The sequence below is a fragment of the Paenarthrobacter nicotinovorans genome (assembly GCF_007670255.1).
Lineage (GTDB): Bacteria > Actinomycetota > Actinomycetes > Actinomycetales > Micrococcaceae > Arthrobacter > Arthrobacter nicotinovorans_B.
On record NZ_SZVS01000004.1, the window covers coordinates 273,386 to 285,432 of the forward strand.

A 12,047-nucleotide genomic window follows, 5' to 3' on the forward strand; every position below is an offset into this window, starting at 1 on the left:
TTGCAACCAGCGTTGCAAAATACGCAACGCAAGCATAAGCAGCCCACAACGCAGCTTCAACGCCGCAGCACCGCGAAGGGAATCAACGCGTGGACACTTCCGAAGCCATCTCGGCAACCGCCGTGGCAACCTTGGCCGACCGTCGGCTCGACTGGCATCACAAGGCCATTCCCGCCAACGCCAACGGGACCACGCACGCAGAATTCCTCCGCGAAAAGCACACGCTCGCGGACCTCCAGACTCCGCTGCTCACGCTCGATGCGCAGGCGCTCGCCGCCAACGCCGACCGGCTGGCGCAGTGGTGCGCCGAAAGGGGCGTACTGCTCGCTCCCCACGGCAAGACCACGATGTCGCCGCAACTCTGGACGGAGCAGCTCAACCGCGGGGCGTGGGGCATCACGCTGGCCAACTTCGCGCAGCTTCGGGTGGCCCGGGAGTTCGGCGTTCAGAACCTGCAACTCGCCAACAGCCTCACCGATCCGCAGGCTATCCAGTGGGTCGCCGACCAGGACTCCGCCATCCTCTCGTGGGTTGACTCCGTCGAGACTGTCGCCTTGATCGAGCGGACGCTTGCGGGAACCGGGGCGGTGCTGGATGTCTTGGTGGAACTCGGAGCGCACGGTGGCCGGACGGGTGCCCGTGGCGTGGACGCCGCGATGGACGTTGCCCGTGCCGTGCATGCCGCCGAGCACCTCCGTTTGGTGGGGGTCAGCGGCTATGAAGGCTCGCTCGCGCACACCGCGGACGACGCCGGCCTGGCCGCTGTCCGCGGGTATCTCACCAACATGCGGCTGCTTCACGAGGAACTTCTGGCAGCCGGCATGTACGGCTCGGGTTCCGTGTTCATCACCGCCGGCGGCAGCGCCTACTTCGACGACGTCGTCACCGTTCTCGCCCCGGCCATCAGCACCGGAGCCGAAACCGGAGGACCGTCAGTGGATTTGATGATCCGCAGCGGCGCCTACATCATCCACGACGACGGCTTCTACCGCGGAATCTCGCCGTTCTCCCGCGTCGGCGATCAGCCGTTCCACGCCGGAATGTACGGCTGGGCGCGGGTTGTTTCGCAGCCTGAGCCGGGACTGGCGATCCTCGACGCCGGCAAGCGCGACCTCCCCTTCGACGAAGGTCTTCCGGAGCCGCAACTCCTCGGTCCGGTCCTCGGCGGAGCCATGGAGCCCTTGGCTGGAGCCGAAATTACGTCGGTCAATGACCAGCATTCCTTCATGACCTACGACCCGCACACCACCACAGTCCGCCCCGGCGACGTGGTCCGGCTGGGCCTGTCCCACCCGTGCACAGCGTTCGACAAGTGGACCGTCATCCCGGTCCTTGCCGACACCAACAGTGACCAGACCGTCGTCGACCTCATCCATACCTTCTTCTAGGACTCCCCATGAAGACCCTCATCAGCAACGCCACCCTGGTGGACGGAACCGGAGCGGACCGCCGTGCCGCCGACGTCCTGTTGGACGGCGCGGTGATTGCCGCCGTCGTCGACGCCGGTAGCCTCACCGCAGGAGACGCGGACCGCGTCATCGATGCCACGGGCTTGGTCCTGAGCCCTGGGTTCATCGACATGCACGCGCACTCGGACCTGCAACTGCTGGTCAACAAGAACCACTACGCGAAGCTCAGCCAAGGCGTCACCACGGAACTGCTCGGCCAGGACGGGCTTTCCTATGCCCCGGTGGATGATGCCACGCTTGCCGGTGTCCGGGAAAAGATCGCGGGTTGGAATGACAATCCTGCGGACTTTGACTGGAATTGGCGGACCGTGGGGGAGTACCTCGATCGACTGGACACCGAGGACGAGGGGCCCGATGGCGTGACCGGCCGCATTGCCACCAACGCCGCGTACCTCGTACCGCAGGGAACCGTCCGCGCGATGGTGATGGGCTTCGCCGAGGGTGACCCGACGCCGCAGCAACAGCAGCAGATGCAGGACGTCATCCGGACCGCCATGGAGGAAGGCGCCGTGGGCATGAGTTCGGGGCTGACCTACACGCCGGGAATGTACGCGCAGACCGAGGAACTCGCCGGACTGTGCCGCGTCGTTGGCGAACTTGGCGGCTTCTACGCACCCCACCACCGTTCCTACGGCAAGGGTGCCCTGGGTGCCTACGCCGAGATGATCTCCCTGAGCCGCGATACCGGCTGCGCCCTGCACTTGTCCCACGCCACCATGAACTTCGCCGAAAACAAGGGCCGCGCCGGGGAACTCCTGGACCTCATCGACGAAGCGCTGGAGCAGGGCGTCGACATCACCCTGGACACGTACCCCTACCTTCCCGGCGCCACCACCCTTTCGGCGATTCTCCCGAGCTGGGCGTCATCCGGCGGAACCGAAGCCACCTTGGCCCGCCTGGCCGACCCCGAAACCCGCGCCCGTATCCGGGAAGCCGTCGAGATCTACGGTTCCGACGGCTGCCACGGCGTAGTGGCCGAATGGGACACCCTGGAAATCAGTGGCGTCCAGAACCCGGCACTTACGGGATTCGTGGGCAAGACCATCAAGGATATTGCGGCTGAAAGCGGCCAAGAGGCGTTTGATGTCTTCACTCAGATCCTCACCGAAGACCGCCTCGGCACAGGCATCCTGCAGCACGTTGGCCATGAGGAAAACGTCCAGGCCATCATGAAGCACCGCACCCACACGGGTGGCAGCGACGGGCTCCTGGTCGGTGCCAAGCCGCACCCCCGCGCCTGGGGCACGTTCCCGCGCTACCTCGGCCACTACTCCCGCGACCTAGGTCTCCTCAGCCTCGAAGAAATGGTCCACCACCTCAGTGGCCGGCCCGCCGCGCGACTCAAGCTCCACAACAGGGGACTGGTCCGCGAGGGGTTCGCCGCCGACGTCGTACTTTTCGATCCCGAAACCATCCGCGATACCGCCACGTTCCAGAATCCCCGCCAAGCCGCCAGCGGCATCCAGTACGTGTTCGTCAACGGCACGGCAGCGATCGACGGCGGCCAGCCCACCGGAGCGCGCGCCGGCCGTGCCCTCCGCCGCCATAGTGATGGCCTCACCAGAGAAGGACAACAATGACCCCCCAGGAATTCGTCCAGCAGCTCGAAACCGACCGCACGCTTGCAGTGGTCCGGGCTCCCTCCATCACCGACGCCGCGGACCTGTGCCGGGCGTTGGCCGAGGGCGGCATCCGCAGCGTGGAGCTTACGTTCACCACGCCCGATGCTCTCAGGCATGTTCAGCGCGCGGCGGAGACCGCAGCGGACCATGGTGCCGCCGTCGGAATCGGCACGGTGATGACTGCGGACCAAGCCCGCGCAGCCATCGACGCCGGTGCGCAGTTCCTGGTGACGCCCGGACTCCGGCCTGAAGTCGCGGCGGTTGCCGCGGCGGCCGGCATCCCGTTCAGCCTCGGCGCGATGACGCCCACGGAAGTGGCTCAGGCGCTGGACCTCGGCTCGGACGTCGTCAAGATTTTCCCCGCCCGACAGCTCGGACCGGCGTATCTGAAGGATCTGCAGGGGCCCTACCCGGGCATCCGCCTGCTTCCTTCCGGGGGCATCGACGCCTCCAACGCCAAGAGCTACCTCGACGCCGGTGCTGCCGCAGTCTGCTGCGGCACCAGCGTGGTCCCGCCCGCGGCAGTCGCTGCCGGCGATTGGGCAGACATCGCGGCACGTGCCGCAGCCTTCACCAGCACCCTCAAGTAGGACTCACCAAGAAAGAAACGCCCATGAATGAATTCCTTGAATGGCTGCGGCACGACACCGCCGGCCTGCTCCTCCTGGCAGGCGCGGGCATCGCGTTGCTGCTGTTCCTGATCATCAAGGTCAAGCTCGAGCCGTTCATCGCCCTGGTGGGAACCGGTGTGATCGTGGCACTGGTAGGCGGTATCTCGGTGGAGGCCCTGGTGGGTTCGGCCACCAAGAGCAGCGACGCCCTGATTGAGAAGGGCTTCGCCGGAATCCTTGGCCACATCACCGTGATCATCGGCCTTGGTACCGTCCTCGGAGCCATCCTCGAGCGGTCCGGTGGTGCCGAAGTGCTGCTTGGCAGGCTGGTGAAGATCTTCGGCGAGAAGGGCACTCCGCTCGCGATGGGCATCACCGGCTTCGTGCTGGGTATCCCGGTGTTCTTCGACATCGGCATCTTCGTGCTGGCGCCCCTGGTCTACGTCGCTGCGATCCGTGGCGGCAAGTCACTGGCGCTTTATGCCCTGCCGCTGCTGGCCGGTTTGTCCGTGACGCACGCTTTCCTTCCCCCGCACCCCGGTCCGGTTGCTGCCGCAGGTTTGTTCCACGTGGACCTCGGCTGGATCATCCTCATGGGCCTCATCTGCGGTATTCCGGCCTGGTTCGCGTCCGGTATTTTGTGGGGCACGTACATCGGCAAGCGCGTGATGGTGTCCGTTCCGGAAGACCGGATCGTCCCCGAAGCCGACACCGCGCGTGGTCATGAGCCCTCCATCGGCCTGGTGCTGCTGGCGATCGGCCTGCCCATGATCCTTATCCTCGGCGGCACGTTCGGCAACATCTTCGCGCCGGCTGGAACCTTCCGGGACATCCTCCAGTTCTTCGGCAACCCGGCCATCGCTCTGACCGTGGCCGTGCTGCTTGCCATGTGGCTGCTGGGTATCCGCCGCGGCATGACCTCTGCTGAGCTCAGCGAAATCACGGGTTCCTCGCTGCGTCCGGTGGGCATGATCCTGTTGGTGGTTGGTGCAGGTGCGTTCTTCGGAGCGGTCCTGTCTGCCACGGGCGTCGGCAAGGCCGTGGCCGATTCACTGTCCCAGGCGGGCCTGCCAATCATCCTCTCCGCGTTCGTCATCAGTGCCGGCATGCGTATAGCCCAGGGCTCGGCCACAGTGGCGATCGTGACGACCGGTGGCATCCTCGCGCCAAGCCTGGCCTCGGGATACTCCCAGCCGCAGCTCGCGTTGATCGTGGTGGCCATTTCCTCGGGCTCGATCATCGCCAGCCACGTCAACGACGGCGGATTCTGGATCATCTCCAAGTACTTCAACATGTCCGTGAAGGACACCCTGAAGACCTGGACCGTCCTGGAAACCGTGCTGTCCCTGGTGGGCTTCGGGATGGCGGCATTGCTGTACACCTTCGTCAGGTGACCTGCCGGCACCCAGGCCGGGTGCCGGCGTCGTGAGCTTGTACCGTCGCGACCCACATTGAAAACCACAACGGCCCCGACACGCCTGTAACAAGGCGTGTCGGGGCCGTTTCGTGTGTCAAAGAAGGTGGGGCGGCACAGGCCAAAACCGAGGTTAAAACAAAGAGCTCCGGAGTGCGTTATTGGGGGATACGCACTCCGGAGCGGTCTTTGGACAGGCGCTTTCGCTTCCTGCACTCATCACTCTACGTGGCATCGGAGCCCATTGCCACCACCTTGAATAAGTACTTTCGCTTTAGTTTTTCCGGGCCGCTTCCTGGCGCTTTTTCTGGGGCACAATCAGGACCGGCCGGCGCTGGTGATGGCTGAGCCATGCAGCCACCGAGCCGTTGAGAGCCTCGGAAATGCGGTGTCCCAGGCCCGGCTCCGGCGAGCCCACAATGATCATGGAGGCGTTGATGTCCGAGGCCAGCCGGCCCAGTGCCCGGGCGGGGTCGCCGGCCAACAACCGCAGGGTCCAATCGGCCGTACCGCCGTCCATGGCTTCGGCTATGACCTTCCCCAGGTCTCCCCGGACGGCGTCCACCTCGGCGTCGTCCTTTTCCGGGTGCAGCGACATCCGGTGGGTCTCACGGGACGGATCCCACTCCACCAGGTAACTGGCCTCGTCGACGTAGGCGCACACCAGTGGCACACCGAGTTTTTCGGCGAGGGTCCGGGCCGTCTGCAGCACCTCCACGTGCTGGTCCGGAAGGACTCCCACCACCAAGGGAATGGGGCCGCTGAAATCCTCTTCAGCCATACCCTTATTGTTGCGCCGCAGGGGGCTGTTGAACAGGTCGTTTGCTACCCAACTGGGGGACAGATAACGCTCCACCCAAGCCTCATTGGGACGTTTGCTGTCCCCTACTTGGGCGGCGCGGTTGGGGCGGGCTTGTTCCACGTCAGCCGCACCTTGAAGTTGGATGCAGTGCTGGCAGAGGCTATGAAGGCCCCGGCCTCGGCATGCAGGTCGATCCCGAACTCCACACTGAGCTCGTCCGGGCGGTTTTCGAGGCTCAGGAGTTCGTCGATCACACCCTGCACTGCCGGCCGGACCTGCTCAAGCGCCCGTTGGAACGTCTGCTGGGCCCTCGCGAAAACCCCCGAATGATCGGCCGCGTGGTCGCCACCCCTGGTCACCAGGCTCCCGGCCCCGCTGGCCACCTCCACAACTACCGTGCCGCCGTCGTCGGTGGTGAACTCAACCAGCCTGCTCATTTGCCGGTCCTTTCTGCTGAACGAGCACCGAGGCGGCGCGCTTCGACCAGGAACCCCACGCCTGCCGCGCAAAGCACCGCAAGTTGTATCAGGGCAAAGTACGCGTGGGTCCGGTACCAGGACTCCAGGAACACGCCTTTGTCCTGGACCCAGACCAGCGGTACGGACACGGTGGCGTACAGCAGCAGCCATCCCATCAGCCTGGATTGCCCGGTGCGCAGGGCCAGGATTCCCGCCCACAAACCGAAGCCCGCGTGAACGAAACTGAACACGACGCTTGTCAGTTCCACGGCGTAGTTCAGGCCCGACAACCCAAAGACCGCACCGGAGACGACCACTCCGGCCATCACAAGCCTGCCCATGACGGAGCGGTCGGGAAGGCCTGCGACGGCGAGCAGCAGGTATCCCAAGGGGGCCACCAGGCCGTAGACAATCCGGAGGGAGGCATCGCCGCCGCTCTCGTACCAGTAGTTGTCATCGAGCCACAGGAAGTAGACGGCAAAGCCCACTCCCAGGCCGCCAGCCACCGCCAGCGCGGCTCCGCCCCAGGCGAGGGGAACGGTCTTGAACGGCTGCGGCATGGAGGCGGCCGGTCGCGGCCGGGTGACGGTGGGGCCGGAACCGCCAACGTTCGACGCCGGGACGCCAGCCAGCGGCGCGGCGCGCGGTGAGGTGGGGCTCGGGTTGGACGCCGGTCGTGTGCCCGAAGGGGCCGTCCGGGGTGGTGGCGGTGGCTGGTAGACGGCCGTGTACGAGCCCTGCTCTGTTCCGGAGTTCGCCGGAGCGGGGGCTTCTTTTGGCTTGGTCTTCTCGATTTCGGCCCGTGCTGCAGTTGCCAGCCCACCGGGATCGGCCGCAGCCGGGTCCAGTGAAGACAGCTCACGGGAGACATCGAGAACTGCCTGCCACGAACACTGGGAGGAGTGGTACCGCAGTTCGCCCTCCAGATCGGCGAGACGTTGCTTTCTTTCGCAGTCCTGTTTCCGGGCCGCGGCATCGGGATACTCGGGATCGTCCAGGACCAGGGCGAAACCGTCCGCAGCCGCCAACCAGTCGCCGGATTCTTCCGCCTGGCGGGCCTCGCGGTAGATGCGGGCAAGTTCCAGGCGTTTGCGGGCAGCGTCTCGTTGGTTTGCTGCGTCCCGGTAGCCGGGTTCCAATGTCAGTAGGTCCTCAAACAGTTCCACGGCCTGGTCGAATCGCCGCGCACGCAGTTCCGCAGTTGCCTGCACATACAACGCCCTCAACTGGGCGCGTTTCATGGCTTGGTCTGTGTTCGCTTGTGTACCTGCAGCAGCCTGACCGCCCGAGGCCGCGGCCGCCGTCGTACCTTCAACTGAAGCCGGGACGCGCGGGGAGCCCTTCAACGTGAAAAGTTGCGTGGATCCGCCCCGGACGTAGAGGGCCGGGGTGACCCATTCGAGTGTGCCGTCCGGGCTGGCCATCACTGAGATCCGGCCGATGCGGGCGGCCTCGTCAACGGTGCGGCCGTTGGCGATCGCGGCGTAGAAGCCGTGGGAGAACGCGATTGCGGCGTAATCGCTGATGGCGAATTGCATCGCGGCGACGGCACCGATTCCGCTGCGGACCAGGGCCGAGGCGGTACCGGAGAAGAGGTCGGTCTGGCCCATTTCGCCCGAGGAGCACGAGTTCAGCACCACGAGCCGCGGGCGCGGGGCGGCTACGCTCAGCAACGCCATCAAACGCACGGCGCGGACCATTGCGGCGCGGCCGTCCTGCCCCACCAGGGCGATGCGGCCCTCGTCCGTCCGGGAGTCATAGTCGCCGTGGCCAACGAAGTGGACTACATGCCAGGGGCCTGCGAGGAGCATCGATTGCACGTCATCCCACGTGCCGCTCCTGGTCCACACCAGTTCAACGCGGCCCTCCGACGCCGGTCCTGCAAGTGCCCTGCCCAGGTGTTCCTTTTCGGCCGCGACATCCAAGGCCGGCAGATCCCGGGGTGAGGCCACGATGCCCAGGATGCGCAACGGCGGGGCCACATCCAAGGGATTGAGGTTGTAGTCGGGGGCGGGCACATGCCGCAGCAAGGGCTCGGTCTGGCAAAGGTAGGTCTCGGTTTCGGGGTCGAACAGGGTTTCCCACGGCATCGTCGCCAACTCGGGGGCCGCCAGCCGGAGGACAACCCTGAGCTGCTGGCCCGCGTGCTGGGCAGCACCCAAACTGGCCCGGTAGGTCCCGTAGACCTCCCGGGTGAAGAGCGCTTGGAACAGTTCCTGGCCGACTTCGCGGACTGCCACTTCCGCTACCGGAAGCGTGCGGCGGGCGGCGACGGCGGACGCCAGAACTGTCGCTTCAAGCTGCGGAAGCCGGTCGATGATCCCGTCCACGTCCAGGGCGAAGATGCCGGACGCGTGCCCGCCCGCCGGTGCGCGAACCACGTGCACCGTATATTCGCCGCGTGCAGAGCCGGTATCGATTTCCAGCTCGATGTCACAGTCCATCGCGGGTCCCTCGTGCGACGGGCGGCCGGCAGCCGGAAACGGCGTGCCGGAGTGCCCTTAGGACTAGATTGGCCCTACATCCGGCTGCTTACAAGCCTTATCGGTGGACCCTTGAAGACGCCACGGCCCCGGCCTACCGTTAATTCGACGGATCCGACGGAAGGTGGTCCCGCGGTGGAAATCTACATGTGGTGGCTTGATCTGCACCTGGACAGCAAGGAATGGCTGCGCGAGAACCTGCGGGTGGAAGAACTGCCACTGCAGGTCCTGCAACACATCGCCGAGGCCGGCGGACCCCACCCGGACAAAGTGAGCGGCGTATTGACCTCGGCCGATTGGGACTTCATCCAGACCCAGTCGGAGTTCGTGGACTGACTGTCCTTACTTCGCGGGTGTCCACGCCAGTGCCGGCCCCAACTTTTCTGCGATGTCCGTGAGGATCTGTACGTAGTCCTCGTGCTCAAAGCTGAACGGCAATGCGAACGCCACCTCGTCCACCTCCTGGAAGCCCAGGTGCGCGTAGAGTTGCCCGGCGATCTCTTCGCTGCTGCCGATGAGGTCCTGAGCGAACATCATGCGCTTTGGTCCCTGGGGCGCGCTGGTGCGGGGTGTTCGCTCGTCAACGTAACGCTGGTACTTTTCCCGCTGAGCGCTTGATGCCGAATCCGTGGGGATCACCACCAGGCCCTGTGAAACCCGGGCCGGCCTGCGGCCCGCCGTTGCTGCGGCGTCCCTGAACGCCCGGATCTGGCGTTGCTGTACGGCGGCGAAGTCCGGTTCTTCATCCGGTCCGGGGAAGACGACGCTGCTGGAGAGCAGGTTGAAGCCGTTCTCTCCGGCCCACGTTGCAGACTTCAGGCTCGCTGCTCCGTACCAGAGCCGTTCCCGCAACCCGGCAGAGTGCGGTTCCACGCGGTTTGAGAACTCCTCCACAACGCCCTGTTTACCCGAAAACTCCCGAACTTTTTCGCCCGCGACCAGCCGGGCAAAGCGGTCCACGCGGGTGTAACTGAAGTCCTCGGTATCTGCCGAATCCGGATACAGCTCGTGTTTGACGGTGTCATAGTGCATCGGTTCACCTACGCTGACGCCCGGGTTGACCCGACCCCCGCTGAGCAGGTCCACCGTGGCCAGGTCTTCGGCAAGCCGCAAAGGGTTTTCCCAGCCCAACGGCGTTACTGCCGTGCCCAGTTCAATCCGGGACGTCCGCTGGCTGGCCGCCGCCATCACCGCGACGGGCGACGAGATGCCGAACTGCAGGTGGCGGTGGCGCAGCCAGGCACTGTCGAATCCCAGGCGCTCGCCGAGTTCAATAATGTCCAAGGTTGAGCGGTGGCCCGCAGCAGGATCCGCCGGGTCAAACAGCCCGATGGTAAGGAATCCAAGCTTGCGGAGCGGGCGGTCTGGGGTAGGCATGGCTTCCTTCTCTGTCGGGCGGCGCTAAGGCCCAGCCTATGCGCTGGTTCTTACGACGACGGCGGGAGGTTACCTTGTGTGTTCGCCGCGCCCCTGGACGAGCAGGTTACGCGCAGTTGGCGACAGGAGCGGGGTGCGGGATGACAGGCTGCGTGCCCGTATCCGTGGTGACGTAGGCCGGGACGACGATCGGTTCCGCCTCGACGACTGCGTCAGGTTGCTGGTTGCGCATCCTCAGCAGGGCGACCGCTGAGATGAGGAACCACGCCACGTTGGTGGCCACCGAGGGCCAGGCTCCGTGGAGCGTGCCGTTGATGATGAAGGCGCAGGAGCCAAAAAGGTTCGCGGCCTGGAACGTGGTGCCCGGCTTGATCCAGCCCATGGACACCGTCATGTAGGCGCAAAGCATCGCTGCAGCACCGGCCCAACCGGTAATTTCCCAGAGCAGCTCCATCGGGTGTCCTCTCTCATGTCCAGGCAGCCAGCTCGGAGGCAGGCCGGATGACGAATAACTTCAGGGGTGTTTTCTGCTGTTTACAGAGACCGTATCCTCAGAGCGAAGAGCGGCTATGCCTAAATTCTGAGGGAAAGCTACCTTTAGTTCAATTGCATTATTCTGAAGGCCGTATTTAGAATCGCTGAACATGGAAATGGACCCTCGTCGCCTGCTGGTTCTCCTCGCCGTCGCCCGTACCGGCGGGGTCCTCGCGGCTGCTGATGAGCTGCGGATTACGCCGTCGGCGGTGTCGCAGCAACTCACCAAATTGGAGAGCGAAGCAGGCCAGGCGCTGCTTCTCCGAACGCCCAAAGGCTCGGTCCTGACGCCCGCCGGGCTGGCGATGGCGGAGGCAGGGGAGGAGATAGAGCGCGCACTGAATGTGGCGCGGTCCCGCGTGCAGGGACAGGCTGAGGTTGCCGGCGTGGTGCGGGTGGGCGGATTCACCAGCTTCATGCGGACTGTGGTGATCCCGCGGCTTCCCGAATGGCGCATCCAGTACCCCCAGCTCCAGATCCAGCTGGTTGAGGACGCCTTCCCGGCGCTTATGCGGCTGTTCCGTCAACGCCAGCTGGATGCAGTGGTGGTCGAACACGATTCCACCACTTCGAACCAGCGTCCCCTTGCCGCTGGAATGGTGGAAGAACCCCTGCTGGATGAGCCATGGAAGCTGGTGGTTCCGGCAGGGTCGCTGCTGACCACCGACAACCTGGACCTCAGCCGTTTGCCCCTCCCGTGGCTGGGGGTCGAGCCATCAGCGGCCAACATTGCCGTCCTCGGGCGCCTCCGCCATTCCACAGGAGCCCAGATCGAGACGATTCACCAGTACCAGGACACGCTTACCGCCCTGGCGTTGGTAGCCGCGGGCGAGGGCGTCGCGATCGTTCCCACCTTGGCTCTGACGGGCGTGGTCCAGGATCAGGTGGACATTCTGGATGTCCCGGGATTGGGGACCAGACACATTGCCCTTCGCCGGTTCGACCGACGGCGGCCAACAAGCCTTCCCTTGGACACCGTGGCCCGCCTCCTGCGGGAATCGGCGGCGGCCTTTGATACGAGGTCGACTTCGTGACGGGTCCCCTGGGACTGTCAGCCTACTGGGTGTCCATGGGAGCAGTGCGTTTCCCCCGGCGCGATCTCATGCCCCTGGATGCATGTGCGTTCCGGCGGGTGGTGATCATCATGCCGGCGGATGAAGATACTGCTGGCGGTTCCCTCCACGCCTGAGTCTTCGCGCCTGAGCCACTCGCCGAAGCGGGTTCTGTGTTCTTTGCTTTCACTTTGGTGATCCGGTTTTTCGTGCCCGAATGGATCC

General features: G+C 65.1%; 12 protein-coding genes. 7 read left to right on the forward strand and 5 right to left on the reverse strand.

The genetic code is table 11. The features are described from left to right. Positions 1-89: 89 nt before the first annotated feature. Genes FDP28_RS08515 through FDP28_RS08530 form a run of 4 tightly spaced genes read left to right on the forward strand, consistent with a single transcriptional unit; the run spans position 90 to position 5,096 of the window. Entirely contained in the window at positions 90-1,388 is a 1,299-nt protein-coding gene (locus FDP28_RS08515; protein ID WP_144660532.1) for an alanine racemase, read from the forward strand. A gap of 8 nt (positions 1,389-1,396) precedes the next feature. Beyond that, positions 1,397-3,049: an N-acyl-D-amino-acid deacylase family protein gene (locus tag FDP28_RS08520; RefSeq protein WP_144660534.1), complete on the forward strand. Its 1,653-nt coding sequence runs from the start codon at positions 1,397-1,399 to the stop codon at positions 3,047-3,049. Then, positions 3,046-3,681: a bifunctional 4-hydroxy-2-oxoglutarate aldolase/2-dehydro-3-deoxy-phosphogluconate aldolase gene (locus FDP28_RS08525; protein ID WP_144660536.1), complete on the forward strand. Its 636-nt coding sequence runs from the start codon at positions 3,046-3,048 to the stop codon at positions 3,679-3,681. The genes FDP28_RS08520 and FDP28_RS08525 overlap by 4 nt, the downstream gene beginning before the upstream one ends. A gap of 23 nt (positions 3,682-3,704) precedes the next feature. Next, entirely contained in the window at positions 3,705-5,096 is a 1,392-nt protein-coding gene (locus tag FDP28_RS08530; protein WP_144660539.1) for a GntP family permease, read from the forward strand. Between the two features lie 294 nt (positions 5,097-5,390). Here FDP28_RS08530 and FDP28_RS08535 read toward each other — a convergent pair whose 3' ends face one another. From FDP28_RS08535 to FDP28_RS08545, 3 genes are all read right to left on the reverse strand, one after another. Continuing rightward, a complete protein-coding gene (locus FDP28_RS08535) occupies positions 5,391-5,897 on the reverse strand; it encodes a universal stress protein (RefSeq protein WP_144660541.1) in 507 nt (168 codons plus the stop codon). A 104-nt stretch (positions 5,898-6,001) separates the two neighbouring features. After that, complete coding sequence (locus FDP28_RS08540) at positions 6,002-6,355, reverse strand: CU044_2847 family protein (RefSeq protein ID WP_144660543.1); 354 nt, start codon at positions 6,353-6,355, stop codon at positions 6,002-6,004. Further along, positions 6,352-8,820, reverse strand: a complete 2,469-nt coding sequence (locus FDP28_RS08545; RefSeq protein WP_144660557.1) for a CHAT domain-containing tetratricopeptide repeat protein — start codon at positions 8,818-8,820, stop codon at positions 6,352-6,354. The genes FDP28_RS08540 and FDP28_RS08545 overlap by 4 nt, the downstream gene beginning before the upstream one ends. A gap of 174 nt (positions 8,821-8,994) precedes the next feature. Between FDP28_RS08545 and FDP28_RS08550 the strand changes: the two genes are divergently transcribed. Further along, entirely contained in the window at positions 8,995-9,195 is a 201-nt protein-coding gene (locus FDP28_RS08550; RefSeq protein ID WP_144660559.1) for a hypothetical protein, read from the forward strand. 6 nt (positions 9,196-9,201) lie between these two features. On the opposite strand, the gene FDP28_RS08555 is transcribed toward FDP28_RS08550, so the two are convergent. After that, positions 9,202-10,236 carry an LLM class flavin-dependent oxidoreductase gene (locus FDP28_RS08555; protein ID WP_144660561.1) on the reverse strand — a complete coding sequence of 345 codons (1,035 nt, stop codon included), beginning with the start codon at positions 10,234-10,236 and terminating at the stop codon, positions 9,202-9,204. A 106-nt stretch (positions 10,237-10,342) separates the two neighbouring features. After that, on the reverse strand, positions 10,343-10,690 hold the full coding sequence (locus FDP28_RS08560; RefSeq protein WP_144660563.1) for a CBU_0592 family membrane protein: 348 nt from the start codon (positions 10,688-10,690) through the stop codon (positions 10,343-10,345). Positions 10,691-10,880: 190 nt separating this feature from the next. Here FDP28_RS08560 and FDP28_RS08565 point away from each other — a divergent pair, with 190 nt between their 5' ends. Beyond that, positions 10,881-11,804 (forward strand): LysR family transcriptional regulator, encoded by a 924-nt coding sequence (locus FDP28_RS08565; RefSeq protein WP_144660565.1) that lies wholly within the window; start codon positions 10,881-10,883, stop codon positions 11,802-11,804. After that, a complete protein-coding gene (locus FDP28_RS20515; RefSeq protein ID WP_186313561.1) occupies positions 11,801-11,959 on the forward strand; it encodes a hypothetical protein in 159 nt (52 codons plus the stop codon). The genes FDP28_RS08565 and FDP28_RS20515 overlap by 4 nt, the downstream gene beginning before the upstream one ends. The last annotated feature ends 88 nt before the right edge of the window (positions 11,960-12,047 follow it).

Excerpts from the sequence above, each read along its gene's own strand:
- FDP28_RS08520 (WP_144660534.1), top strand. The coding sequence starts at position 1,397 with ATGAAGACCCTCATCAGCAACGCCACCCTGGTGGACGGAACCGGAGCG.
- FDP28_RS08525 (WP_144660536.1), top strand. The coding sequence starts at position 3,046 with ATGACCCCCCAGGAATTCGTCCAGCAGCTCGAAACCGACCGCACGCTT.
- FDP28_RS08530 (WP_144660539.1), top strand. The coding sequence starts at position 3,705 with ATGAATGAATTCCTTGAATGGCTGCGGCACGACACCGCCGGCCTGCTC.
- FDP28_RS08535 (WP_144660541.1), bottom strand. The coding sequence starts at position 5,897 with ATGGCTGAAGAGGATTTCAGCGGCCCCATTCCCTTGGTGGTGGGAGTC.
- FDP28_RS08540 (WP_144660543.1), bottom strand. The coding sequence starts at position 6,355 with ATGAGCAGGCTGGTTGAGTTCACCACCGACGACGGCGGCACGGTAGTT.
- FDP28_RS08545 (WP_144660557.1), bottom strand. The coding sequence starts at position 8,820 with ATGGACTGTGACATCGAGCTGGAAATCGATACCGGCTCTGCACGCGGC.
- FDP28_RS08555 (WP_144660561.1), bottom strand. The coding sequence starts at position 10,236 with ATGCCTACCCCAGACCGCCCGCTCCGCAAGCTTGGATTCCTTACCATC.
- FDP28_RS08560 (WP_144660563.1), bottom strand. The coding sequence starts at position 10,690 with ATGGAGCTGCTCTGGGAAATTACCGGTTGGGCCGGTGCTGCAGCGATG.
- FDP28_RS08565 (WP_144660565.1), top strand. The coding sequence starts at position 10,881 with ATGGAAATGGACCCTCGTCGCCTGCTGGTTCTCCTCGCCGTCGCCCGT.